Annotated in this window: 26 protein-coding genes; 11 read left to right on the top strand and 15 right to left on the bottom strand. The window is 69.8% G+C overall.

Going from position 1 to position 22,509, the window contains the following annotated elements:
* Positions 1-29 precede the first annotated feature (29 nt).
* The 3 genes from ACWEO7_RS05400 (at position 30) to ACWEO7_RS05390 (ending at position 1,697) form a co-directional block, all read left to right on the top strand.
* Positions 30-680, top strand: coding sequence for an enoyl-CoA hydratase-related protein (locus ACWEO7_RS05400; protein ID WP_452420996.1), 651 nt, complete (start codon positions 30-32; stop codon positions 678-680).
* 646 nt (positions 681-1,326) lie between these two features.
* A complete protein-coding gene (locus ACWEO7_RS05395) occupies positions 1,327-1,551 on the top strand; it encodes a hypothetical protein (protein ID WP_452420994.1) in 225 nt (74 codons plus the stop codon).
* Complete coding sequence (locus ACWEO7_RS05390) at positions 1,536-1,697, top strand: hypothetical protein (RefSeq protein ID WP_452420992.1); 162 nt, start codon at positions 1,536-1,538, stop codon at positions 1,695-1,697. Before ACWEO7_RS05395 ends, ACWEO7_RS05390 begins: the two co-directional genes overlap by 16 nt.
* A gap of 164 nt (positions 1,698-1,861) precedes the next feature.
* Here the strand turns inward: ACWEO7_RS05390 and ACWEO7_RS05385 are convergent, their stop codons facing one another.
* The 4 genes from ACWEO7_RS05385 to ACWEO7_RS05370 form a co-directional block, all read right to left on the bottom strand.
* Positions 1,862-2,206: an ester cyclase gene (locus ACWEO7_RS05385; RefSeq protein ID WP_452420990.1), complete on the bottom strand. Its 345-nt coding sequence runs from the start codon at positions 2,204-2,206 to the stop codon at positions 1,862-1,864.
* A 514-nt stretch (positions 2,207-2,720) separates the two neighbouring features.
* A complete protein-coding gene (locus tag ACWEO7_RS05380) occupies positions 2,721-3,158 on the bottom strand; it encodes a carboxymuconolactone decarboxylase family protein (RefSeq protein WP_452420988.1) in 438 nt (145 codons plus the stop codon).
* A 166-nt stretch (positions 3,159-3,324) separates the two neighbouring features.
* Positions 3,325-3,921 carry a YdeI/OmpD-associated family protein gene (locus ACWEO7_RS05375; RefSeq protein WP_452420986.1) on the bottom strand — a complete coding sequence of 199 codons (597 nt, stop codon included), beginning with the start codon at positions 3,919-3,921 and terminating at the stop codon, positions 3,325-3,327.
* Between the two features lie 9 nt (positions 3,922-3,930).
* On the bottom strand, positions 3,931-4,338 hold the full coding sequence (locus tag ACWEO7_RS05370) for a VOC family protein (RefSeq protein ID WP_452420985.1): 408 nt from the start codon (positions 4,336-4,338) through the stop codon (positions 3,931-3,933).
* 17 nt (positions 4,339-4,355) lie between these two features.
* Between ACWEO7_RS05370 and ACWEO7_RS05365 the strand changes: the two genes are divergently transcribed.
* On the top strand, positions 4,356-4,931 hold the full coding sequence (locus ACWEO7_RS05365; RefSeq protein ID WP_452420983.1) for a MarR family winged helix-turn-helix transcriptional regulator: 576 nt from the start codon (positions 4,356-4,358) through the stop codon (positions 4,929-4,931).
* 60 nt (positions 4,932-4,991) lie between these two features.
* On the opposite strand, the gene ACWEO7_RS05360 is transcribed toward ACWEO7_RS05365, so the two are convergent.
* The 7 genes from ACWEO7_RS05360 to ACWEO7_RS05330 all read right to left on the bottom strand — a co-directional run bounded on the left by ACWEO7_RS05360 (position 4,992) and on the right by ACWEO7_RS05330 (position 11,164).
* Positions 4,992-6,071 (bottom strand): MBL fold metallo-hydrolase, encoded by a 1,080-nt coding sequence (locus tag ACWEO7_RS05360; protein ID WP_452420981.1) that lies wholly within the window; start codon positions 6,069-6,071, stop codon positions 4,992-4,994.
* A gap of 43 nt (positions 6,072-6,114) precedes the next feature.
* A complete protein-coding gene (mshC, locus tag ACWEO7_RS05355; RefSeq protein WP_452420979.1) occupies positions 6,115-7,353 on the bottom strand; it encodes a cysteine--1-D-myo-inosityl 2-amino-2-deoxy-alpha-D-glucopyranoside ligase in 1,239 nt (412 codons plus the stop codon).
* Between the two features lie 137 nt (positions 7,354-7,490).
* Positions 7,491-7,913, bottom strand: coding sequence for a hypothetical protein (locus ACWEO7_RS05350; RefSeq protein WP_452420977.1), 423 nt, complete (start codon positions 7,911-7,913; stop codon positions 7,491-7,493).
* Between the two features lie 76 nt (positions 7,914-7,989).
* Positions 7,990-8,799: an SCO1664 family protein gene (locus ACWEO7_RS05345; RefSeq protein WP_452420975.1), complete on the bottom strand. Its 810-nt coding sequence runs from the start codon at positions 8,797-8,799 to the stop codon at positions 7,990-7,992.
* Between the two features lie 4 nt (positions 8,800-8,803).
* Positions 8,804-9,388, bottom strand: a complete 585-nt coding sequence (locus tag ACWEO7_RS05340; RefSeq protein WP_450017461.1) for a DUF3090 domain-containing protein — start codon at positions 9,386-9,388, stop codon at positions 8,804-8,806.
* Between the two features lie 71 nt (positions 9,389-9,459).
* Entirely contained in the window at positions 9,460-10,218 is a 759-nt protein-coding gene (locus ACWEO7_RS05335) for a histidine phosphatase family protein (RefSeq protein ID WP_452420973.1), read from the bottom strand.
* Positions 10,219-10,234: 16 nt separating this feature from the next.
* Entirely contained in the window at positions 10,235-11,164 is a 930-nt protein-coding gene (locus ACWEO7_RS05330; protein ID WP_355078058.1) for an undecaprenyl-diphosphate phosphatase, read from the bottom strand.
* A gap of 281 nt (positions 11,165-11,445) precedes the next feature.
* Between ACWEO7_RS05330 and ACWEO7_RS05325 the strand changes: the two genes are divergently transcribed.
* The 4 genes from ACWEO7_RS05325 (at position 11,446) to ACWEO7_RS05310 (ending at position 15,482) form a co-directional block, all read left to right on the top strand.
* A complete protein-coding gene (locus tag ACWEO7_RS05325) occupies positions 11,446-12,405 on the top strand; it encodes an aldo/keto reductase (RefSeq protein WP_355078005.1) in 960 nt (319 codons plus the stop codon).
* Between the two features lie 20 nt (positions 12,406-12,425).
* A complete protein-coding gene (locus tag ACWEO7_RS05320; protein WP_452420971.1) occupies positions 12,426-13,478 on the top strand; it encodes a heme/hemin ABC transporter substrate-binding protein in 1,053 nt (350 codons plus the stop codon).
* The gene (locus ACWEO7_RS05315; RefSeq protein ID WP_452420969.1) at positions 13,475-14,569 is read left to right on the top strand and encodes a FecCD family ABC transporter permease; all 1,095 of its coding nucleotides are present in this window, start codon (positions 13,475-13,477) and stop codon (positions 14,567-14,569) included. Before ACWEO7_RS05320 ends, ACWEO7_RS05315 begins: the two co-directional genes overlap by 4 nt.
* Before the next feature lie 82 nt (positions 14,570-14,651).
* Entirely contained in the window at positions 14,652-15,482 is an 831-nt protein-coding gene (locus ACWEO7_RS05310; RefSeq protein ID WP_452420967.1) for a heme ABC transporter ATP-binding protein, read from the top strand.
* Between the two features lie 428 nt (positions 15,483-15,910).
* Here ACWEO7_RS05310 and ACWEO7_RS05305 read toward each other — a convergent pair whose 3' ends face one another.
* Genes ACWEO7_RS05305 through ACWEO7_RS05295 form a run of 3 tightly spaced genes read right to left on the bottom strand, consistent with a single transcriptional unit; the run spans position 15,911 to position 18,912 of the window.
* Positions 15,911-18,004 carry an MMPL family transporter gene (locus tag ACWEO7_RS05305; protein WP_452421069.1) on the bottom strand — a complete coding sequence of 698 codons (2,094 nt, stop codon included), beginning with the start codon at positions 18,002-18,004 and terminating at the stop codon, positions 15,911-15,913.
* An 11-nt stretch (positions 18,005-18,015) separates the two neighbouring features.
* The gene (locus ACWEO7_RS05300) at positions 18,016-18,549 is read right to left on the bottom strand and encodes a hypothetical protein (protein ID WP_452420965.1); all 534 of its coding nucleotides are present in this window, start codon (positions 18,547-18,549) and stop codon (positions 18,016-18,018) included.
* A gap of 6 nt (positions 18,550-18,555) precedes the next feature.
* Positions 18,556-18,912 carry a hypothetical protein gene (locus ACWEO7_RS05295; protein ID WP_450017447.1) on the bottom strand — a complete coding sequence of 119 codons (357 nt, stop codon included), beginning with the start codon at positions 18,910-18,912 and terminating at the stop codon, positions 18,556-18,558.
* Between the two features lie 153 nt (positions 18,913-19,065).
* On the opposite strand from ACWEO7_RS05295, the gene ACWEO7_RS05290 reads away from it, so the two are divergent.
* The 3 genes from ACWEO7_RS05290 to ACWEO7_RS05280 are packed head-to-tail and all read left to right on the top strand — an operon-like array spanning position 19,066 to position 21,459.
* Positions 19,066-20,079 (top strand): hypothetical protein, encoded by a 1,014-nt coding sequence (locus ACWEO7_RS05290; RefSeq protein ID WP_452420963.1) that lies wholly within the window; start codon positions 19,066-19,068, stop codon positions 20,077-20,079.
* Positions 20,079-20,378, top strand: a complete 300-nt coding sequence (locus tag ACWEO7_RS05285; protein WP_450017443.1) for a DUF5703 family protein — start codon at positions 20,079-20,081, stop codon at positions 20,376-20,378. Before ACWEO7_RS05290 ends, ACWEO7_RS05285 begins: the two co-directional genes overlap by 1 nt.
* Positions 20,379-20,382: 4 nt before the next feature.
* A complete protein-coding gene (locus ACWEO7_RS05280; protein ID WP_452420961.1) occupies positions 20,383-21,459 on the top strand; it encodes a quinone-dependent dihydroorotate dehydrogenase in 1,077 nt (358 codons plus the stop codon).
* Between the two features lie 10 nt (positions 21,460-21,469).
* Here the strand turns inward: ACWEO7_RS05280 and ACWEO7_RS05275 are convergent, their stop codons facing one another.
* Positions 21,470-21,859, bottom strand: coding sequence for a hypothetical protein (locus tag ACWEO7_RS05275; RefSeq protein WP_379252475.1), 390 nt, complete (start codon positions 21,857-21,859; stop codon positions 21,470-21,472).
* Between the last annotated feature and the right edge of the window lie 650 nt (positions 21,860-22,509).

The raw sequence follows: 22,509 nt of genomic DNA, 5'->3' as shown, positions 1-22,509 counted from the left end.
GTTTTCACCCCCTACCGGAAGGACCCCCGATGCCTACGCTCGACTACCACGACAAGATCGCCGTTCTCGACCTCGGTGGCGACGAGAACCGTTTCTCCCCCGACTTTCTCGACCAGCTCGGCGCCCACCTCGACACCGCCCTCGCCGACGGCGCACAGGGCCTGGTCACCACCGCGAGCGGCAAGTTCTACTCCAACGGACTGGACCTGGGTTGGCTCGGCGCCAACGCCGATCGCGCCGAGTGGTACGTCGCGCAGGTGCAGGCGCTGTTCGCGCGGGTGCTCACCCTGCCCGTGCCCACCGCCGCCGCGCTGCCCGGGCACGCCTTCGGCGCGGGCGCCATGCTCGCCATCGCCCACGACTACCGCGTGATGCGCGCCGACCGCGGCTACTTCTGCTTCCCCGAAGTCGACATCCACATTCCCTTCACCCCCGGGATGGCCGCGCTGATCCAGGCCAAGCTCACCCCGAAAAGCGCCGTCGCCTCGATGACCACCGGCCGCCGCTTCGGCGGCCTCGACGCCGCGGCCTACGACATCGTCGATGCCACCGCCGCCGAAGGGGCCGTCACCGACTCCGCCGTAGCGCTGCTGGCCCCGCTGGGTGGTAAGGACCCCGGCACGCTCGGTGCGATCAAGAACACCATGTACGCCGCCGCCGTCACGGCACTGACCACCTAGCGCTCCGACCACCGTGCGGGGCGCACCGGAAATTGCTGCGTCGCAAGAATTCTCCCTCGTTTCGTGGGGTGATATTTCCTGACGGATTGCTGTGTCGCGCCTTTTCTTCGGCTTCACGGTGAAGTCGTCGGCGGAATGCAGCGCGGTGGGAGCGGGAATCTTTCATCGGACCGGGTGCTGGCCGAAGCCGGAGAGATGGCGATGAACCCCCAGTTCAGCGCGTATCAGAGGTTGAACGCCGGCGGTCACCCCGTCCGGTGCCGGTCGGTTTCTGTTTATTCATTCCACATTCACGAGAAGGACGATCGCGTCATACACGCTGCTGACTTCGTGTTTTCTACCGAAACGGAGCGATCGTGGAATTGCTGACAGTTATCGCCGACCTCATGACCGCCGTGTTCCAAGCCGGCAGCGGCAGCGCGGCGTGACCCGCCCCGCCGCGGCGGTCGGTCCGCGACCCCATCGCCCGGGCCGGGCGGGCAGCGGACTTCGCACGGCCGGATCCACCGATCCCGTTGCCGCGGAAGTGGTTCGGTCGTGCGCGGACGAACCGGTCGCGGATCCGGAAACGGGCGAAAGCGCCCCGCCGAGCACGGCCGGACACCTGCGGTCCGGGAAAGCCGGGTGTACCGAACGGGGTTGTGCGATGACCGAACCGAACACGTCCTGCGCCGCATTCCAGCACAGCGCCGCGATCGATCCCGACGCGGTGGCCGTCCGGTCCATCGGCGGCGAACAAACGCTCACCTGGCGGGTGTACGCCGAAGAGGTACCCGCGGTCGCGGCGGGCCCGGCCGCGTTGGGTGCCGGCCGCGCTGGCCGACGTGCACCCCACCATCTGGGGCGCGGTGCCGCGTGTGGGAGAAACTGAAGGCCGCCATCGAATTCTCCGTCGCCGCCGAACCCGACGACGCCCGGCGCGGTGCGCTGCGGTGGGCGCTGGATGTGGCGGCGCGCAAGGCCGACGCCCAGCTGCGCGGCGAACCGCTCCGGCAGGCGCTTGCGGCGGGCGCGTGACAGTTGGGACATCGGTGATGTTCTACCGCGTCGGCTATCGGTGAAGTCTGACGCCATCGGCGAGCGGCTCCGGCGCGCCTGGGTGAGTCCGGCGAACGCACTCAATGGAAACCCCACCGATCACCGGATGTACGCCACGTGGGAGGCGCCCCCCGGCAGGACGTTCAGGGGCGGTGTTGCAGGGAGGACAGTCCCCATAGTTCCGCGATGCGCCCGTCACGTATCCGGAAGATTTCGAGCATTGTCGGCTCTGGCTGGTCCGGGATGCCTTGCACGCTGGTGCGGACGGCGACGGTGTTGTTCTCGACGATCATGTCCTCGACGGTGACCTGCGCCTCGGGGAATGCCTCATGGAACCGCTGCCAGGCTCGGGTGACGCTGTCGGGACCTGTCATGTCGAGAGGGTGGCTGTAGAAGTCGGCGGTGAAGATATCTTTCGCGGCATCGTAGTTGTGGGCGTTGAACGCCGCATACATACGTCGAGCCACCGCCCGCACGTCATCGGTCACGAGTTTTCCTGTTCGGTTGTGTTCGCGCGGATGCGCCGCAGCGCATCGAGCGCGGTCTGTCGTTGTTGCCCGGGGATGTCGTCGGGCAACCGTCGCTGGTATTGCTGGTGTGCTCGAGGTCGGCGGCTGTTTGCTCGCCGAGGGAGTCAGCGCGGTGTGGGTGTAGCGGTTGTCGGCCGGGTCGAGCCGACGGCCGGGCAGCCCCTGGGTTTCCAGCTGCTTGACCAGCCGGGTGAGACTCCCGCCGTCGATGCCCAACGCTCGACGCAGGTTACTGCGGCCTGGTCTTCCCCGTCACGCCGCCGCCGGATCAGTATCTGGACCTGAGGGGGACTGCGGTCGACGTGCCGGGCGAACGCCTGCCGAAGTCATCGAGAGTTGATGTGGTCCTCAGGCAACCCCCGCGGTCGGTGACCTGCCGGAACCGGCGGGATCGGTCAGCGGTGGAGCTGACCGATCCCGTCCACTGCCACGTGACCACGGCGGCGTCTGGACGGATGGCGCCCGCTCGCCTTCACCAGGTCTTGCCGGCCTGCTCCCGGATCGTGTGGTTGATCCGGTTGAAGAAGTTGGTGATTGCGATGTTCAGGATGATCGCGGACATCTGCTTCTCGTCGAAGTGGGTGGCAGCAGCGTCCCAGATCTCGTCGGTCACTCCCGCCGAGCCGTCCTGGATCCGGGTGGCGGCCTCGGCCAGCGCGAGCGCTGCACGTTCCTTCTCGGTGAAGAACGGGGTCTCACGCCAGGCGGCGACGCTGTGCAGCCGCTCCTCGGTCTCTCCGAGCTTCTTCGCCGACTGGACGCCAGCGAACACACACGGGCCGCATCCGTTGATCTGGCTGGCCCGTAGATGGACCAGCTCGAGCACGAGCGGGTCGAGGCCACCGGCGTGAATCGCCTTGTGGAGATGCTCGATCCCTGTGAGCAAGTCGGGACTCGCCACAATCTTCATGCGTGTTTCCATGGGTCCTGCCCTTCGTCGGTTTACGTGCGCCGTCCGGCCCCGTCATCCAATGCCCCCTTGGCCGAGATCGTCTGCGACAGCGCCTCACGCGCTCGCAGGCATCAGCGACCACCAGGTCGCGGTGCTGCTTCGGCGTTGGATGGGATGGAGACGATCACTGGCGATCCTTCCGGGGCTTGCGGGGATGGAGGGATTCGCCGCGAGCGAGCATGTCGACATACTCGGCCAGCTTGCGGTCACGAGTCGCCGGGCGCTTGACAGTGTTGAGCCGGTAGGCAATGGCGTAGCGATTGGCTGCGTCCAACCGGTCGAACGTGGCGGCCGCGGCGGGATTGGCTGCCAGCGCTCGAACTAGGTCGGGCGGGGTCCGCATGTCGGCCTGCCCGCGGTAGGCCGCTTGCCACCGCCCTTGCGCCTTGGCCCTGTCGACGGCCGCGATCCCGGCCGGCTGCATCCGCCCGGCTTCGGTGAGGCGGGCGATGTGCTCGACGTTCCTGGCGGACCAGGGGCTGTTGGGCCGGCGGGGCGTGAAGCGCTGGCGATAGCTGTCGTCGTCACGTCGTGCGATCTGCCCGTCGATCCAGCCGAAGCACAGCGCCTCGTCGAGCGCTTGCGCGTAGGTCAGGGTCGTCGTCTGACCGCCCTTCTTGTGCAGCACCAGCCACACGCCCGGATGGTCGGCGTGATGACTGTCCAACCAGGTGCGCCACGCCTCGGCGTCCTGGACGAGCAGCTCCGCGAGATCGGACACGGCGCGGCGCTACGGTGTGGCCGCGGGACGGGGACTCAGGCAAAAAGGTTGGCCGTCGGGATCGAGCAGCACCCGCCAGCGCTGAGCTCCGGGTTGGAAGTCGGGTTGGCTGGCTCCGATCGCGCACAGGCGCTCGGTCGCCTCGTCGAGGTCGTCGACCTGCAGGTCGAGGTGGAAGCTTTTGACGCCAGCTTCGTCGGGCCACTGCGCAGGCCGGAATCCCTCGATCTTGCCGAAGCCGATCTTGATGCCGTTGCCTTCGACCATCCCGTAACTGTCGTCGCTGTAGGTGACCTCCCAGCCGAGCGCGGCCGCGTAGAACCGTGCCAGCCTCGCTGGGTCCGCGCTGTCGATGTTCAGCATCGACAGCGCCGCCGTCGACTCACCACGCCCGGATGAAGTATGTGTATGACTCATACATGTAATCTAGAGCGGTGACGCGAAAACAGTCAAGCCGCCAGCACGCAGCCAACACCCTGGGCGCGTTGAGCCTCATAGTCACCGACCGCATGAACTCGGCCATCGAAGCGGTCGCGGCCCTCGGCCCGTCGGCTCCCGCCGCGCTGACCGCCTTGCACGAGTTCCTCGACGGCGGCACGGTCACCCAGCTGAGTTCCATGCTGGGCCTGTCCCACTCCGGCGCAGTCCGCCTCGTCGATCGCCTCCGAGCCGAAGGCCTCGTCGAGCGGGCCGGTGCGCAGGACGGAAGGGCCGTATCCGTCGTCTTGACCCCCACCGGCCGTCGCATGGCGGTGCGGATACTTCAAGCACGGGAGGCGTCGCTGACGAGCGCGTTATCGGCGTTGTCCGCGGACGAGGTCGACAACCTGGCGGCAACGCTGGACGCGATGCTGACCACGGTCACCCTCGCCAGAGCCGAGGAACGCGCGGCCGGCACTCACGACCGTTCACAACCTTGGCTGTGTCGCCTCTGCGACTTCGCAGCGTGCGGTCGAAGCGAAGGCAACTGCCCGGTCAACAACGCGATTACGACCAGCAACCAGAGCTAGCGCGACAAGGCAACTCGACCCGGAGCCGGCGCTGATCACACTCGAAGAACCGGTACACGCTCACAGCTGAAAGGTGAGCCGCTGCGGGTGCACGTAGTCGGCCGGATCGTGCAGGGTGCGCAGTTCCGGTCGCCGTGGCGTGGAGATCCGTTCCAGTTCCGCGCGCAACGGTGCGTCGTAGGTCGCCGCGCTCGCGGTGAGTCCGGGCAGCCAGTTGTCGTGATGGCTCGGCACGAACAGCGCGGGGGTGAGGGCTTCGATGTAGGTGCGGGGATCGCGCAGGCCGTTGCTGATCTGGTTGTAGCCCTGCACCGCGCCGATCTGCACGTCGGTGGCCGGGAGCGCGGCGAGGGTGTCGAACACCTGCGGGGCGCGTTCGGTGAGCGGTCCGGTCGAGTCGTGCCACACCAGGCACAAGCCCGGCACCCGGAACTGATACAGCAGCACCCCTCCTTCGGGGTCGCCCAGCCGCGGCACACCTTGCAGCAGACCGCTCAGCGTCGGCGGGTGGGTGAGCACGATACCCGGTTCCGGGCGGGGAAAGAAGCGCGGTGATCCGCCGACGGGATCGGGTGGGGTGCGTGCGGAGTGCAGGTGCCGCACGACGGTCACCTCGACCGCGCCCACAGCGAAATCCTTCCTGGCGCCGATCGCGGTGCCCGCGTCACCGTGCACGGCGGTGGGGAACGCCGGATCGGTGACCTGTGCGGCGATGGTCGCGCAGTGCTCGGCGGTGCCGTGCACGACCGCGCCGGTGGCTGCGGCGATGCGGCCCGCGTCGGCGGCGTGGTCGAAGTGGCCGTGGCCGATGAAGATCGCCGCGGGCGCCAGGTCCACCAGGTCCTGTGGGGTGGCGGGGACGTAACCGGTGCTGGTCAGCCGGGGCACCCACGCGTCGAGCAGGAACACCGAACCGCCGATGGCCAGGGCGAAGGTGGTGCAGCCGAACCACGACAGCACGACCCGGTCGGTGCGCAGTGCGCCGGTCCGCGGGTCGACGGTGTCGGCGCCGAAGAAGCGGGCGCGCGCGGCGATCGTGCGCGGGTCGGCGGGATCGGCCGGGGGCCGCAAGGGGCCCGCGCTGAGGGAGGTCAGTTTGCCGCCGGGGCCGAACAGGCCGAGGCCGGGAAGCTTGCACACCCCCGTACCCCATCACGCGCGGGGGATGCGGGCAAGAGACCGGCTACAGGCGTACGCCCAGCAGGGCGTCGACGGCGGTGGCGATCAGCGCGGGCGCGTCGGTGTCCTGGCCGCCGTAGTCCAGTGCCTGGCGGGCCCAGTTGTCGAGCGCGTCGAGCGCCTTGGGGGTGTCCAGATCGTCGGCCAGGTGCTGGCGCAGGCGGGCGACGGTGTCGGTGGCCGACGGGCCGGCGGGCAACGCGGCGGCTTCGCGCCACAACTCCAGGCGCTGCTGCGCCCGCTCGAGCAGGGCGTCGGTCCACATCCGGTCTTGCCGGTAGTGGCCGGCCAGCAGGCCCAGGCGGATGGCGGACGGGTCGACGCCGCCGCGGCGCAGCGTGGACACCAGCACGAGGTTGCCGCGGGACTTCGACATCTTCTCCCCGTCCAGCCCGATCAGGCCGGCGTGCACGTAGTGGCGGGCGAAGCGGCGGCCCGCGATGAGCGACTCGGCGTGCGCGGCGGAGTATTCGTGGTGGGGGTAGATCAGGTCACTGCCGCCGCCCTGGATGTCGAATTCCGGGCCGATGCGGTTCAACGCGATCGCCGAACACTCGATGTGCCAGCCGGGTCGGCCCGGGCCGAACGGGGCGGGCCAGGACGGCTCGCCGGGCCGCGCCGAGCGCCACAGCAGCGCGTCGATGGTGTCGCGTTTACCGGGACGGTCCGGGTCGCCGCCGCGTTCGGCGAACAGTCGCTGCATGGTGGCGCGGTCGTAGCCGGATTCGTAACCGAACTGGTCGGTGGCGTCGGCGCGGAAGTAGACGTCGGGGTACTCGGCGTCGTCGACGACGTAGGCGGCGCCGGAAGCCAGCAGTTTCTGCACGAATTCGACGACCTCGTCGACGGATTCGACGGCGCCGACGTAGTCGCGGGGCGGCACGATCCGCAGCGCGGCCATGTCCTCACGGAACAGGTCGGTCTCCGCCGCGCCGAGGTCGCGCCAGTCCACGCCGTCGCGGGCGGCGCGTTCGAACAGCGGGTCGTCGACGTCGGTGACGTTCTGCACGTAGTGCACGTCGTGGCCCGCGTCGCGCCACAGCCGGTTGACCAGGTCGAAGGTCAGGTAGGTCGCGGCGTGCCCGAGGTGGGTGGCGTCGTAGGGGGTGATGCCGCAGACGTACATGGTGGCGGTGGAGCCGGGGGTGACCGGGCGCACCAGACGGTCGGCGGTGTCGTACAACCGCAACGGCGGTCCTGCTCCAGGGACGGTGGGGAGGGCGGTATCGGACCAGGACTGCATGCTTACGAGGGTAAAGGTGTGGTGGAGATCATCGGCCCCCGGCCCGGTCGCCGCGCCCCTGCGGCCGGTAGGGTCGCCTGCCGCGACCTGCGTCTTCCAGCAAATCGTGGGATGTCAATAATTACGGTTTCGCTGAATCAGCTGTCGGTGCCGCGGGTGGGATCGGTGACGGTGTTGGGGCCGATCGCGAACGTGCCGTCCAGTTCGGGGATGTCGGGATCGGTGTCGGCGAGCGCGAGCTGAGTGAATTCTCCGCGCGCGACATCGAACTCGAGTTCGTGATAAGCGACCGTATCGCCCCAGTCCGCGGAAGGCAACGAGATGAACCGCATGGTGAACCGCCCGGAGTCCACCGAACCCTCGGTCATGACGTAGACGCCGAAGTGGTTCTCCCCCGCCGAGCTCAGCCAGTAGACCCCGTTGTCGTAGAGGTGCAGGTCGGTGTCGGGGTAGGGCTTCTTGTCGTAGAGGTGCACGTAGTGCAATGCGATGCGATAGGTCGGCGCGCCGACGACGACCCGCACCACCGGCGCCGCGCGATCGGGAGTGGAGTGGGGCATCGCGTCCTCCTCGTCGTCGCACCGAGCTCGAAGCTTCAACTGTGCCAGGAAACCTCGCCCACGGCAGCGGTCACGATCAGAACGCAGGCCACGGAATGGGCCGGGAGGTGCGCGGCACCGGCATCACCGGGTCGTCGAGCACCTTCTGGGTACGTTCGATCAACGCGTCGATCTCGGCGTCGGTGATGTGCTCGCCGAGGGTGTCGGCGAACGCGCCCGGCAGCTGCTTGGCGAACGCGGTGATGTCGGCGATCAGCCCGTCGTCGATGGGCTGCCCGGCCCAGCCCCACAGCACCGTCCGCAGTTTGTGGTCGGTGTGCAGGCAGATGCCGTGGTCGACGCCGTAGACCTGCCCGTCCACCCCTTCCAGCGCGTGCCCGCCCTTGCGGTCGGCGTTGTTGAGCAGGACGTCCAGCACCGCCATGCGCTGCAACCGCGGATCGTCGGCGTGGATCAGCGACACTTCGTTGCCGACGTCGTCCACCGCGCGCAGCACCTCGCGGAAGCCGTCGGGCACCGCGCCCGCCGGGCACAGGCCGATCAGGTCGAGGCGGTCGCCGCGGTCGGTGTGGTTGTCCGCGCTCACGACCCAGCGTTGCACCATGCCGGAGCCGAAAGGGCCGTCGCGCAAGATGGTTTCGGGGATCACGCCCCAGCCGATCGCCTCGGAGATCAGATACGAGGCGACCTCGCGTCCGGCCAGGGTGCCGTCGGGGAAATCCCATAGCGGTCGTTCGCCGCGGATCGGTTTGTAGACCACCCGCAGGGGTGTCTCGCCGGCGACGGTGTCGTTCACGTCGCAGACCAGGGTGACGTTGCTGGCGGTGCTCACCCGCCCGACCACGGTCAGTTCACCGTTGTGGAATCCGTCCCCGGCCTCGGCCACCGAATCACTCCTCCATTTCGGCCGCGCCGAAGATCTCACCGCGTTTGTAGCCGTTGGTGCGCACGCACATGTGCCCGCGCGCCGACAGCGGCTCACCGCACAGCGGGCACGGCGGGCGGCCCGCCGCGATCACCCGGGTGGAGCGCAGCGCGAATTCGCGGGCCTGGATCGGGGTGAGGAACACCCGCACCGCGTCGGGGCCCTCTTCGGTGTCGTCCAGGACCACCGACTCGTCGACCTCGGTCTCGGTGATCGCCAGCAGTTCCACCACCACCGCGCCCGCGTCGGCGTCCCAGCCCAGGCCCATGGTGCCGACACGGAACTCGGCGTCGATGGGGGTGACCAGCGGTGCGTTGTCGGCGACGTCCTCGGCCTGCGGGGGCACTTCGGCGCCGAAGCGGCGCGCGACCTCGTCCAGCAGCAGACCCATCCGGTCGGCGAGCACCTTGACCTGCTGCTTTTCCAGCAGCACGCTGACCACGCGCGGTTCCTGCACGGCCTGCAGATAGAACGAGCGATCGCCCGGCTCACCGACGGTCCCGGCGACGAAACGATCGGGGGTGCGGAATACATGGATTGCGCGTGACACATGCACCTCCTGATATGACCCTGATCGACTACCCGCGGCGCGGGGATCCCATACAACGACCGCTCGGTTGTTTACAAGGAATCTCGACGCTCCGCATTCCCATTATCCGCACTTGCGCTATTGCCGAGCTCGCCACCGGGGACTGGTCCGGAGACCTCGCCTCCCGGCGTCGACGACGCCGCCGTCTGCTGTTGACCGCCGGAGGCGGCGAGGGCCGACAGGTCGGCGCCGGTGTCGTTGAGCCGCCACACGTACGGTGCGGTCGGGGTGTAGCGCACGACGCTGAGCGAGGCCGGTTCGACGAGGATCCGCTGGAAGCCGTCGAGGTGGATGCCCAGGGCGTCGGCGAGTACCGACTTGATCACGTCGCCGTGCGTGCACGCCACCCACAGCGCGTCGCGGCCGTGCTGCTCGGCCAGGGCGCGGTCGTGCTCACGGATCGCGGCGACCGCGCGGGCTTGTACGTGCGCGAGCCCTTCTCCGCCGGGGAACACCGCGCCGGAGGCGTGCCGTTGCACGACCTTCCACAGCGGTTCCTCCAGGAGTTCGGCGATGGGCCGCCCGGTCCACTCGCCGTAGTCCACCTCGAGCAGCCGGTCGTCGAATACCGGTTCCAGCCCGAACTTTTCCGCCAGCGGCGCGACCGTGCGCTGGCAGCGCAGCAGCGGGGAGTGCACGATCCGTTCGATCGGCAGCCCGGCCAGTCGTTCGGCCACGGCCCTCGCCTGCTCCTCGCCGCGCTCGGTGAGCTCGACACCGGTGCTGCGACCGGCCAGGGTGCGGGCGGTGTTCGAGGTCGACACACCGTGCCGCAACAGGATCACCGTCATGCGGTCAGCCTAGCGATCATGTCGCCGAGACCACCCCGCCCGCCAGCAGACCCATGAGGATCGCGCCCAGCACGATGCGGTAGCCGACGAACCAGTACAGCGAATGCCGTGCCACGAAACGCAGCAGCCACGCCACCGACGCGTAGCCGACCGCGAACGCCAGCACGGTGGCCACCAGCAATTGCGGTCCACTGGCGTTGAGGCCCTCACCAGCGGGTTCGAACGCGTCCGGCAGGCTGAACAGGCCCGATGCGGTCACGGCCGGGATGGCCAGCAGGAACGAAAACCGTACGGCCGCTTCGCGCTCCAAGCCCAGGAACAGGCCCGCGGTGGAGGTGGCGCCCGAGCGCGAGACACCGGGGATCAGCGCCAGGCACTGCGCGAAACCCATGGCCAGCCCGTCACGGGTGGTCAGTTGCTCGATCGGGCGATCCTTGCGGCCGAAGTGTTCACCGGCGGCGATGACCAGGGCGAAGAAGATCAGCATGAACGACACCAGCCACAGATTGCGGGCGCCGGTGCGGATCTCGTCTTTGAGCAAGAATCCCAGCACACCGATCGGGATGGTGGCGATGATCACATACCAGCCGATGCGGTAGTCGAGTTCGCGCTGGGCCTGTTCGTCGAAGACGCGCTTGTGGTCGGCGGTGATGACCGGAAGTCTCGTCGTGGGCTGATCGTGCAGCGGGATCTGCTGGCGGCCGCGGGTGGTCAGTTGCTCGCGCAGACCCGCGAACCAGGCCAACAGGATCCGCCAGATGTCCTTGGCGAAGTACACCAGCACCGCGGCCTCGGTGCCCAGCTGGGTCACCGCGGTGAACGAGGCGCCCGCGTCGTCGCCGAAGAAGACCGACGAGACGATGCGCAGATGCGCCGAGGAGGAGATCGGCAGGAACTCCGTCAGTCCCTGCACCAGACCCAGCACCAAGGCCTGCACCCAGGTCATCGACTCGCCTACCACGAACCATCCTCCACTTCCGCGCCGAATACGCGTTGCTACCTGGGCATTGGTGCGGCGATCGGTCGATTCTTCCTGACCACCGCGCCAATCACGCAGCGACAGTACAGTGTCGAGGCCGCGGCGGCGTGCCCGGCCGTGGTGCTGCCGCCACCGCGCGGGTCGCGGGTGTGCTCGCCGCACCCGGGCGCGACCCACTGTGCTGGTGGCCGCCGAGTCGCGTATCCACACTCTAGGCTTGGCGCCGTGACGAATGCGCGGACACGGTGATGGAACAGCGGACGGTGGGCCGCAGCGGCCTGCGGGTGTCGCGGATGGGCCTGGCGACCCATACCTGGGGTGCGCACACCGACGCCGAGGACGCGGCGGGTCAACTGGTGGCGTTCGTCGAGGCGGGCGGCACGCTGGTGGACACCTCCCCCGCCTACGCGGGCGGGGCCGCGCAGCGGATCCTGGCCGAATTGCTCGGTGACCTGGTCTCCCGCGACGAGCTGGTGCTCAGCGGTTGCGCCGGGATCGCGCCGTGGGGATTCGCCGCGGCGGGGATGCCGGAGGCGGCGCAGGTCACGGTGGACACCTCGCGGCGGGCGCTGCTGCGGCAGCTGGACCGCACGCTGCTGGAGTTCGGCACCGATCATCTCGACATCTGGAATGTCGCGGTGTGGGATCCGCGGACGCCGTTGGAGGAGGTCGCCTCGACGTTGGAGCAGGTGGTGCGCTCGGGCCGGGTACGTTACGCGGGGGTGCGCGGGTTCGGGGCTTGGCAGCTGGCCAGTCTGGCCGCGGTGGCGCCGGTGACCGCGGCGCAGACGCCGTATTCGCTGCTGGCGCGGGGGGCGGAGACCGATGTCGTGCCCGCCGCGCGGTTCCACGGTGTCGGGGTGATCGCCTCGGCGCCGTTGGCGGGCGGCATCCTCACCGGCAAGTATCGCGACGGTGTTCCCGCTGATTCGCGCGGCGCCGACGAGGCGACCGCGGCGGAGATCCGCAGTGGTCTCGACGACCGCGCCACCCGGGTGGTGGATGCGCTGGTGACCGCCGCGGACGGGTTGGGCACCTCGCCGCTGGCGGTGGCGCTGGCCTGGATCCGGGACCGGCCGGGTGTGGCGAGCATGATCGTCGGCGCCCGCGATATCGGGCAGCTCACCGGCGTGCTGGCCGCGGAGACCCTGGAGTTGCCGCGGGCGATCGCCGCGGCCCTGGACGACGTCAGTGCACGCGCGGAGTGACACAGATTAGCCTTGCCTGCATGAGCACTGCAGCGGCCAGGGGTGGGAGTCGGATCCGAACCGGATGGCGGAGCGCCCTGCCGATGTTGTTCGCGGTGAGCGGGCTGGCGGTGGTGGTCGCGTGTGGCGCCGACGCCGGGTCCTCGCACGGCGGGCACGGGCCGACGACGGCGACGCTGACCGATCTGGATCCGGTGCCCATCGGGCCGGAGCCCACGCCCACGCTGCCGGTGACGGTGCGTTCGTTCGACGGCGCCGAGGTGACGGTCACCGACGCCTCCCGCGTCATCGCCGTGGATCGCTACGGCACCCTCGCCCAGATCGTGTACGCGCTCGGGCTGGGGCCCAAGCTGGTGGGCCGCAGCACCTCGGCGGCGTTTCCCGCGGTGCGGGATGTGCCGAACGTGGCCGGGGGCAACGGGTCGCTGAATGTGGAGTCGGTGCTGGCGATGCGGCCGTCGGTGTTCTTGACCGACACCACCAGCGCGGCGCCCGCGGTGCGTGAGCAGTTGCGTGCGGCGGGGGTCACGGTCGTGTACTTCGATCCGCAGCGCACGATGGACGGGGTGGTGCCGCAGATCGAGGCGGTGGCGAGCGCGTTGGGGGTGCCGGAGCGGGGGCAGGCGCTGGCGCGGCGCACCCGCGACGAGATCGCCGCCGCGAGCGCCGCGGTGCCCGCGCAGGACCCGCAGCTGACCATCGCGTTCCTGTATCTGCGTTCCACCGCGATCACGATGCTCGCCGGGCCCGGGTCGGGTGCGGACGCGTTGATCGCGGCGCTGCGTGCGCGGGACGCGGGCGCGGTGGCCGGGGTGAAAGAGCCGTTCACGGCGATCACCAGTGAGGCCATGATCGGCGCGGCGCCGGATGTGCTGCTGGTGATGTCGGACGGGTTGAAGTCCGTCGGTGGTGTGGAGGGGCTGGAAAAGGTGCCGGGGATCGCGCAGACCCCGGCGGGCCGCGACCGGCGTGTGGTGGACATGTCGGATGCGGTGCTGCTGAGTTTCGGGCCGAACACCGGCCGGGTGATCGCGGCGTTGAGCGCGGCGGTGTACGGCACCGGGCACGCATGAGCGTCTCGGAGACGGACACGGCGCGGCCGCCGGTGCCGCCGCTGCCGAAGTCGCGGGGACGTTCGCGGGTGCTGCTGGTGTTCGCGGTGGCGGTGGCCGGGCTGGTCGCGCTGGCGGTGGCGTCGGCGGCGATCGGTCAGGTGCCGACGACGCCCGCGGAGGTGGCGGGCAGCGTATTGCATCGGATGGGGCTGGATGTCGGGCCGATGCCCGCGCATCCTGCCGGTGAGGTGACGTTGTGGCAGGTGCGGTTCCCGCGGGTGGTGCTGGCGATGCTGGTCGGTGCGGCGCTGGCGACAGCGGGTGCGTTGTTGCAGGGTGTGTTCGCCAATCCGCTCGCCGAGCCCGGCGTGATCGGGGTGTCGGCGGGGGCCGCGGTCGGTGCGGGCACGGTCATCGTGGTGGGCGGGGCGTTCGTGGCGGCGTGGTCGGTGGCCGCGGCGGCGTTCGTGGCGGGGCTGGCGACGACGTTGCTGGTGTATCTGCTGGCGCGCTCGGGCGGCCGCACCGAGGTCGTCACGCTGGTGTTGACCGGTGTGGCGATCAACGCGTTCGCGGGCGGGTTGATCGCGCTGCTGCTGTTCGTGGCCTCCCCCGCCGCGCGCGATCAGATCGTGTTCTGGCAACTGGGGTCGCTCAACGGGGCCACCTGGGAGTCGGTGGGTGTGGTCGCGCCGCTGGCCGCGGTCGGTGTGGCGGCGGCGGTGCTGCTGGCGCCGCGGCTGGATCTGCTGGCGCTCGGAGAGTCGGCGGCCCGCCATCTGGGTGTCGACGTGGAGCGGTTGCGGCGCAACGTGATCGTGGTGGTGGCGATCCTGGCCACCGCCGGTGTCGCGTTCACCGGCATCATCCTGTTCGTCGGTCTGATCGTGCCGCATCTGGTGCGGATGCTGGTCGGCCCTGCCCACCGGATCCTGATTCCGCTCAGCGCCGTCGTCGGCGCGGTGGTGCTGCTGGCCGCCGACGTCGCCGCCCGCTCCCTCGTCGACAACGCCGACCTGCCGCTGGGCATGCTCACCTCCCTCATCGGCGGCCCGGTCTTCTTCTACCTGCTGCGCCGCACCCGCGCCCGGGCCGGAGGCTGGGCATGAGCGGGCCTCGCCGAGTGGCGCATGGCTGCGGCGGACGCCGAGAAGACCTCTCCATGGTGTGCTGCTCGACGGGAGATGCGGGGTGAAGGTGCGGGTTGTGCACGAGGTGCCGGGGTGGCCGCGGCGGGGAGATGTGACGGTGCGGGCGTCGGGGGTGAGTGTGGAGCGGCGCGGGGGCGGGCAGGCGCGGCGGGTGCTCGACGGTGTGGATTTCGAGGCGGTGGCGGGGCAGGTCGTCGCTCTCGTCGGGCCCAACGGGGCCGGTAAGTCGACGTTGCTGGCCGCGTTGGCCGGGGAGTTGGCGCCGAGTGCGGGGACGGTGGAGCTCGACGGGCAGCCGTTGGCTCACTGGACGACGTTGGACATGGCCCGGCGGCGGGCGGTGTTGCCGCAGACCCACACCGTCGGGTTCCCCTTCACCGCGCGGGAAGTGGTGGCGATGGGCCGCGCGCCCTGGGTGCGGACCGAACGCCGCGAACACGACGAGAAACAGATCGCCGCCGCGATGGCCGCCACCGATGTCGCTCATCTGGCCACGCGATCGTTCCCGACCCTGTCCGGTGGTGAACGCGCCCGGGTGGCGTTGGCGCGTGTGCTGACGCAGGACACCGCCACCCTGCTGCTGGACGAGCCGACCGCCGCGCTGGACCTCGGCCACCAAGAGGCCGTGCTGCGTCTGGCCGCCGAGCGCGCCGCCGACGGTGCGGCGGTCGTGGTCGTCTTGCACGATCTGGGTGTCGCGGCCGCCTACGCCGACCGCGTCGCGGTCTTGGACTCAGGTCGCATCGCCGCCGACGGTCCACCGCGTGCAGTGCTCACCACCGAACTGCTCACGCGGGTCTACCAGCACCCGGTCGAAGTGCTCGACCACCCGGTCACCGGGGCGCAACTGGTGCTGCCGGTGCGCCGCTGACCGCAGCGGCCCCGCCTAACCGTCGGCGACGTCCGTGTGGTCCTGTGTTCGCGACCGTCAGCCGTGCCGGGGATACAGCCGGGTCGAGCCCAGAGCTGCCGTCAGGGAGACCTGGTCGTCGCGTCTCGGAGGCCGCGGGTGGCGGGGTCGTCACCGACCGCTCGCGCGGGCGGGACCGGGCGGGCGAGCCGGTCTGGTTTCGGCACCACGAGAGCCTCTCCGGTGCGGACCGCCGCGCGCGTCTGGTCCGGCTCGGGACGCTGAGGGTTGGTGCCTGTCGATCCGTGGACGCGATAGCCGCGTCGCCCGGTGCTGCCGAGCTCACACAACCGGTCGCGTGAAGCGGTGAGATCCTTTGTGCGTGCAACAGCGGGCGTAGCCGATCGACGTGCCGGACATGCCCGAAAGCGTAAACGATTGCCGGTGTCCTACCGCCAGATCAGTTTCAGCACCGCGGGTGTCAGCAGCATGCGGATGACGGTGGCGTCCAGGATCAGGGCGGCGATCATGCCGTAGGCGATGTATTTCATCAGCACCAGATCCGAGAACCCGAACGCACCGGTGACCACGATGAGGATCGCGGCGGCGGAGGTGATCACGCCGCCGGTGTGGGCGATGCCGTAGCGGATGGCCTCAGGTGCGTCCGCGCCGGCGGCACGCGCCTCCGACACCCGCGACAGCAGGAATACCTCGTAGTCGGTGGACAGCCCGAACACCACCGTCACGATCAACGCCAGCACCGCGAACATCAGCGGCCCTGGCGTGAAGTGGAAGATCCCCGCGCCGTGCCCCTCGACGAACATCCAGGTGAGCATGCCGAGGGTGGACACGAGGCTGAGCGCGCTCATGGCCACCGCTTTCAACGCGAGCACCAGCGAGCGGAACGCCGCGTACATCAGCGCCAGTGCCGCGGCGACCAGGATGGCCAGCAGTACCGGCAGGCCGTCGAGCAGGCCGTTGATGCTGTCGCGTTCCAGGGCCGGCACGCCCGCGACCATCACCTGCGTGCCGGGCGGTTGAGGAATGGCGCGCAGTGCGGCGATCACCCGGTCGGCGTCGCGTTTGTCGGTCAGCCCGGCGGCGAGCACGTTGATGCCGTCCTTGGTGGGTGCGGCGGGTTCGAAACGGCCGGTCAGGCCGGGGATCTGGTTGGCGGCGAAGCGGATGTCGCTCAACTGCTGTGGGTCGGCGCCGAGCACCACCAGTTTCAGTGGCTCGGTGCGGAAGCTGGGAAACAGGGCGTCGAAACGTTCCTGCGCCACTCGCGCCGGGTTGTCGTCGGACAGATAGCGTTCGCTCAGGCCGCCGAATTCGATGTGACGTATCGGGATGCTCAGCGCCAGCAGGGCCAGCACGATCGGCACGGCCACCGCCAAGGGGCGGCGCATCGCCCACAGCGCCAGGCGGGAGAAGAAGCCGGCGTCGATCTGGGCCTCGGTCTTGCTGCGGGAGAAGCGTTTCCACCCCAGGAAGTCGATGCGGCGCCCGACGATGCTCAACGCCGCGGGCAGCGCGGTCACCGACAGCAGTGCCGCCAGCAGCACCGAGCTGATACCGCCCAGCGGCACCGAGCGCAGCACCCCGTTGGGGAAGATGAACAGCGCCCCGAGGCTGAGGGCGATGATCGCGGCGGAGAACAGCACGGTGCGCCCGGCGGTGGCGACGGTGCGGGAGGTGGCCTCTTCGACGGTGTGGCCCGCGGCGAGTTCCTCGCGGAAGCGGGTGACGGTGAACAGGCCGTAGTCGATCGCCAGGCCCAGGCTGACCAGGGTCATCACGGCGCTGGCGAAGACGTTGACGTCGAGGTGGTCGGTCAGCGCCCGCAGCGCGCCCTGGGTGCCCAGGATGGTCATGCCGCCGATGAGCACCGGCAGCAGCGCGCCGATCACGCCGCCGAACACGAAATACAGCAGGATCGCCACCAACGGCAGGGCGATCATCTCCGCGCGTTTGATGTCGCGTTGCATGCCGGTGTTGATGCCTTCGACGATCGGCTGCAATCCGGCCAGTTGCACGGTCGTGCCGCCCGGGCCGGCGCCTGCGCGTCCGGCGCCGAGATGGTCTTTGATCGCGGCGTAGTTCTGCACCGTCGCGGTGCCCGAACCGCGCAGGCCGACGCTGGCGAAGGCGTGGGTGTGCGCGGCGTCGGTGGCCTGGGCGGAGAACGGGCTGTCCCAGTAGCTGTCGATCTTCTGGATGCGGTCGGGGTAGGCGGCCAGCAATCCGGCCAGGTGCTGGGTGACCGGGCCGCGGACGGCCGGGTCGTCGACAGTGGCGCCGTCGGGTGCGGTGTAGAGCAGGATCAGGTCGCTGTCGGTGTCGCGGCCGAAGGTGCGGTCGGCCAGTTCGGCCGCGGCCACCGATTCGCTGCTCTCGTCGAACCAGCCCTCCTGGGTCAGCCGCCCGGCCAGGTCGCGGCCGTACCAGCCGGAGACCAGCACGAACAGTACGAACAGGGCGAGAACGAGGTAGCGGTTGCGGTGGACCCACCGCCCCCACCGCAGTGATCCGGAACGGCGCATCGCGTCGCGGGTCAGCCGCAGGCCGGGGTGCGGTAGTCGGCCGAGCGCAGGATGCCGCACAGGTCGGTGCGCGAGATCTTCCACTTGCCGTCGACGAGCACGAAGTGCACGACGGTGGTACGGACCGCGGCGCCGGTGCCGTCCTTGTCCAGCCGCATGGTGGCGGTCAGGGTGCCGTCGTGGTTGTCGAACACCGGATCGGTGACGCCGTAGACGGCGCGCGGGTTGTCCTGCAGCGCCTTGTACATGTCGGGGATGGCCTGGCGGAAGGATTCCCCGTCCTCGATGAGGGCGGTGCGTTCGCTGTCGGGCAGCGCCGGGTCCAGTGCCCGCTTGATCTGGGCGTCCAGGTCGGCGGCGGTGGGCAGCGGCGGGTGGGCGGCACGGGAGGACACGGCGATCGAGGACGACAGCGACGCGTTCGCCGAGGACCGGGCGGCATCGACGGCGGCCTCGTCGGTTCCGGTGTCGCACGCGGCGACGACCGCCGTCAGCAGCAGACCGGCGGCGGCGAGCGCGACGCGGGCGAGTGGTGTGTGGGTCATCACTTCCTACATACCTTCGATGACGGAGCTGATCCGTCCCAGCAGGGCACGCACGGTCGTGACGTCCCGTCCCGCGGCGGCCTCGATCGCCGCGGTGTCGGGGATCATATCCCGCACCAGGGCGGCGACACTGCGCTCGTCGTCGAGGTCGATGTCGGTGACCGTGGCGTCGGCGGTGGCGAGCACGTCCTCCGGGCCCGGGACGGCATCGCCCAGATCGCGGCGGTAGATCTCCAGTGTCAGGGTGGCGCGGACCGTGCGGAACGCGAACGGGTGGCCCTCGGCGGTGGTGCCGAAGCCGTGCGCGTGGGGGCCTACGGTGATGTCGTCGATGACAAATCCCGACGTATGGTCGGCTTTCAACCCGGATCTCCCTGTATCGGACAGTGTGGTCTCCACCGTAGCCGCCGCCGCCGACATTCCGCTCGAGCCGCCACCCCGGTCGGTCGGTTGGTTGCCGCATCATGGTCAGATGGTGAGGTTGCGGAAAATTCGTCGGTAGAAGGAGTTCGGTGGATGCGCCCTCGCGGCTCGCTCGTCTCGGTGTTCGCGGGTGCGGCGGTGCTGGTACTGCTGGCCGGCTGCTCCTCCGGCTCGGGCGGCCCTGATCTGCCGACCAGGGAACCGGCCACCCCCGCGGTCGCGCCTGCGGTCACGACGCCGCCGGTCGGGCGGGTGCTGCCCGCCGGTCCGCTGGCCGAGCTGCAAGCCGATTACGGCGGCGGGTTGCTGGCCGGTCTGGACGGCTCGGTCCTCACCGTGCTCGATCCCGCCGCAGCCGCGCCGGTGGTGCGCACGGTGACGTTGCCCGATCGCGCCAGCGGTCTCACCCCGGGCAAGCCGGGTGAGATGCTGGCGGCCGCACCGGGGCGGGTGCTACGGGTGGACCTCGCCTCCGGGGCGGTGTCCGCGGTGGCCGTCGACGGCGATGTGCGGTCGGTACATGCACGCCCCGACGGCGGGTTGCTGGTCGGAACCGCCGACGGCCGGGTGCTGGACCTGGCACCTGACGGTGCGGTGACCCGCACGGTGTCCGGGCTCGTCTCCGCCGACGTGCTGGCCGAGGCCGAGGGGAAGCTGACCGTGCTCGACCGGCATCAGACCGCCATTTTCGAACTCGAGCCGGGCGAACAGCGCCCCGGATTGGCGCTGCGCGCCGGTGATGGGGCCACGCAGCTGATCGGCGACACGCGCGGACGGTTCGTGGTCACCGACACCGCGGGCGGCGAACTGCTGGTCTACACCGCGGGACCGCTCGTGTTGCGGCAGCGTTTCCCGGTAGGATCTTCGCCTTACGCACTTGCCTACGATCAGCGGTCGGACACCGTGTGGGTGACGTGCACGCAGCGCAACGAGGTCGTCGGATTCGACCTGTCGACTGGTATACCGAAGGAAGTGGGCCGCTACGCCACCGTCAGGCAACCGAACTCGGTGGCTGTCGAGCAACGCACCGGTGATTTGTTCGTGGGGTCCGCGACCGGCGACGGTCTGCAACGGATCGGTGCGGACGATCGGAAGAGAGGGCACTGATGGCTCTGACACCGCACGCGGACGAGGATCCCGCGGCATCCACCGAACCGGCAGCGCATCGGGGGCGCGGGCGCGCACTGCCCGCGGGCTGGGAAACCACCAGCGACGACTACGAGTACGTGCCGTTGCGGCTGCCACCGGATGTCACGCGGGTGACCGCGTCCATGCGGCTGGCGATCCAGGCGGAGTTCGGCGGCTGGGAACTCTCGCGGGTGCGCGCCTACACCGACGGCAGCAGGCGGGTGCTGCTGCGGCGGCGAAAATCCGCACTACTACCCCAGCCCGAACCCGGAATGTGAGCCGATGTACGCCCTGCTACTCCGACTGATGTTCCTGGTCGCGCCGGAACGCATCCACCACCTGGTCTTCGCGGTCATGCGGCTGGCCGCCCGGCTCGCGCCGCTGCGCTGGGCGATGAGCAAGGTCCTCGTCAGCCGCGATCCGATCCTGTGCGCCGAGGCATTCGGGGTCGAGTTCCCCGCGCCGCTGGGCCTGGCCGCCGGTTTCGACAAGAACGCCGACGGTGTGGATGCCTGGGCGCCGCTGGGGTTCGGTTTCGCCGAGATCGGCACCGTGACCGCGCAGCCGCAGCCGGGCAATCCGGCGCCGCGGCTGTTCCGGCTGCCGGCCGACCGCGCTCTGATCAATCGGATGGGGTTCAACAATCACGGCGCCGCCGCGGCCGCCGAACGGCTGCGTGCCCGGCGCGGTGGGGTGCCGATCGGCGCGAACATCGGCAAGACGAAGATCGTGGCGCCCGAGGCCGCGGCCGCTGACTACGCCACCAGCGCCGCGCTGCTGGGGCCGCTGGCCGATTTCGTCGTGGTCAACGTCAGCTCCCCCAACACGCCGGGCCTGCGGGATCTGCAGGCGGTGGAATCGCTGCGGCCGCTGCTGCGGGCGGTGCTGGACAGTGTGCGGGTGCCGGTGCTGGTGAAGATCGCGCCGGATCTGTCCGACGAGGACATCGACGCGGTCGCCGATCTGGCCGTGGAACTCGGCTTGGCGGGCATCGTGGCCACCAACACCACCATCCGCCGGGACGGTCTGCGCACCGACGCGGCGCAGGTGGCCGCCATGGGGGCGGGTGGCTTGTCCGGTCCGCCGGTCGCCGACCGTTCGCTCGAGGTGCTGCGGCGGCTGTACCGGCGGGTGGGTGATCGGCTGGTGCTGATCTCGGTCGGAGGTATCGAAACCGTCGACCAGGCGTGGGAACGCATCCTGGCCGGGGCGACGTTGTTGCAGGGCTACACCGGTTTCATCTACGGCGGCCCGTTCTGGATGCGCAGGATCCATCGTGGGCTGGCGCAGCGGTTGCGTGCCGGGGGCTATCGCAGCATCGGTGAGGCCGTCGGCGCGGAGCACAAAGCCCACGCCTGAATCAGGTGAGTCAGCCGAGCACGAACGGTGGTTCGGCAGTGCGGGTGCGCACTCGCCGGGATCGCGGTCGATGCCCCGGCGGTGCCGGATCTCCCTTCGGCCGCAATTGCTGGCCCAGCCGAGCGGCCATTCGCTTGGCGAGCAGGATCACCGCGTGGTCGCGCAAGATGCCCAGTTGGTCGGCATAGGCCTCGACGCGGGCCTGGGTCATGCGGTCGTGCACGACGTGCGGGTCGCTGAGCAGTTCGTCCAAAGACATCCCGGCCAGTGCCTGGCCCCGGGTCAGCCGCCGGTCCGGTAGCCAGCTCAGCCGCCAGCTGTCGGTCGCGTCGGTGTCGCGGTAGGCCGATTCCGGGGTTATGTCACTGGTCATCGTCCATTCGGTGGTGTGTATGGTCATCGCGGTCTCCGGTGCAACAGGTGGAGTGAGGCCGGCTCCAGGGTGCTGAGTTCGATGATCACGAATGCCTCCTGTCGTGCATCCGCTGGTGCGGCGCGGTGGAGGCGCCGCATCGTGTGTTCCGCCGGTCCGGCGGGCGCGGGGGTGGGTGTGCCCGGGCCGGAGAGGTCCGATGCCGGGCCGGGTGGTCCAGAGGGTGGCTCGCTGTGCGGCGGCCGGGGGCACCGCGGTATCGGGCGAGTCGGTGGGCGTCGCGCGCCGATGGTGGCGTGCGAGGCTGGATCGGCGCGGTGGCAGGTGCCACGGCTGCGGAGTTCAGGAAACGGAGTGGGCCCTCGGGCCGAGAGGCCGGGGGCGCTACGGCGTGTGGTCGGCGTACCGCCGCGAGGCGGTGATGACCGGTGCGTTGCCGCGGGGAGTGTCCGGCGGCTGGTTCAGTCCCTCACCCGCTTGGGCACCAGCTCGGTATCGGATCCGCCGGAGCGGTGTTGCCGTCGCCGTCGCGGCTGCCGTATCTGAAGAATCATTCTCATCACCAGCCCTCCCGATGTGCCTGGTGGTGCGATGGGGATCGCCACATACAGTGTGGCATTTGCCGCTCCCCGCGCGCAATTGCCGTTGTAATTTGGTAATTGACAATTTGCCCGCTG

The sequence above is a fragment of the Nocardia sp. NPDC004260 genome (assembly GCF_053603155.1).
The sequence above is the reverse complement of the archived record's forward strand: the minus strand, read 5'-3'. Positions and strand labels throughout refer to the sequence as shown.

Excerpts from the sequence above, each read along its gene's own strand:
- ACWEO7_RS05300 (WP_452420965.1), bottom strand. The coding sequence starts at position 18,549 with ATGACCCACACACCACTCGCCCGCGTCGCGCTCGCCGCCGCCGGTCTG.
- ACWEO7_RS05280 (WP_452420961.1), top strand. The coding sequence starts at position 20,383 with ATGTACGCCCTGCTACTCCGACTGATGTTCCTGGTCGCGCCGGAACGC.
- ACWEO7_RS05370 (WP_452420985.1), bottom strand. The coding sequence starts at position 4,338 with ATGAGTCATACACATACTTCATCCGGGCGTGGTGAGTCGACGGCGGCG.
- ACWEO7_RS05400 (WP_452420996.1), top strand. The coding sequence starts at position 30 with ATGCCTACGCTCGACTACCACGACAAGATCGCCGTTCTCGACCTCGGT.
- ACWEO7_RS05335 (WP_452420973.1), bottom strand. The coding sequence starts at position 10,218 with ATGACGGTGATCCTGTTGCGGCACGGTGTGTCGACCTCGAACACCGCC.
- ACWEO7_RS05325 (WP_355078005.1), top strand. The coding sequence starts at position 11,446 with ATGGAACAGCGGACGGTGGGCCGCAGCGGCCTGCGGGTGTCGCGGATG.
- ACWEO7_RS05330 (WP_355078058.1), bottom strand. The coding sequence starts at position 11,164 with ATGACCTGGGTGCAGGCCTTGGTGCTGGGTCTGGTGCAGGGACTGACG.
- ACWEO7_RS05290 (WP_452420963.1), top strand. The coding sequence starts at position 19,066 with ATGCGCCCTCGCGGCTCGCTCGTCTCGGTGTTCGCGGGTGCGGCGGTG.
- ACWEO7_RS05320 (WP_452420971.1), top strand. The coding sequence starts at position 12,426 with ATGAGCACTGCAGCGGCCAGGGGTGGGAGTCGGATCCGAACCGGATGG.
- ACWEO7_RS05350 (WP_452420977.1), bottom strand. The coding sequence starts at position 7,913 with ATGCCCCACTCCACTCCCGATCGCGCGGCGCCGGTGGTGCGGGTCGTC.
- mshC (WP_452420979.1), bottom strand. The coding sequence starts at position 7,353 with ATGCAGTCCTGGTCCGATACCGCCCTCCCCACCGTCCCTGGAGCAGGA.
- ACWEO7_RS05380 (WP_452420988.1), bottom strand. The coding sequence starts at position 3,158 with ATGAAGATTGTGGCGAGTCCCGACTTGCTCACAGGGATCGAGCATCTC.
- ACWEO7_RS05305 (WP_452421069.1), bottom strand. The coding sequence starts at position 18,004 with ATGCGCCGTTCCGGATCACTGCGGTGGGGGCGGTGGGTCCACCGCAAC.
- ACWEO7_RS05285 (WP_450017443.1), top strand. The coding sequence starts at position 20,079 with ATGGCTCTGACACCGCACGCGGACGAGGATCCCGCGGCATCCACCGAA.
- ACWEO7_RS05275 (WP_379252475.1), bottom strand. The coding sequence starts at position 21,859 with ATGACCATACACACCACCGAATGGACGATGACCAGTGACATAACCCCG.
- ACWEO7_RS05315 (WP_452420969.1), top strand. The coding sequence starts at position 13,475 with ATGAGCGTCTCGGAGACGGACACGGCGCGGCCGCCGGTGCCGCCGCTG.
- ACWEO7_RS05395 (WP_452420994.1), top strand. The coding sequence starts at position 1,327 with ATGACCGAACCGAACACGTCCTGCGCCGCATTCCAGCACAGCGCCGCG.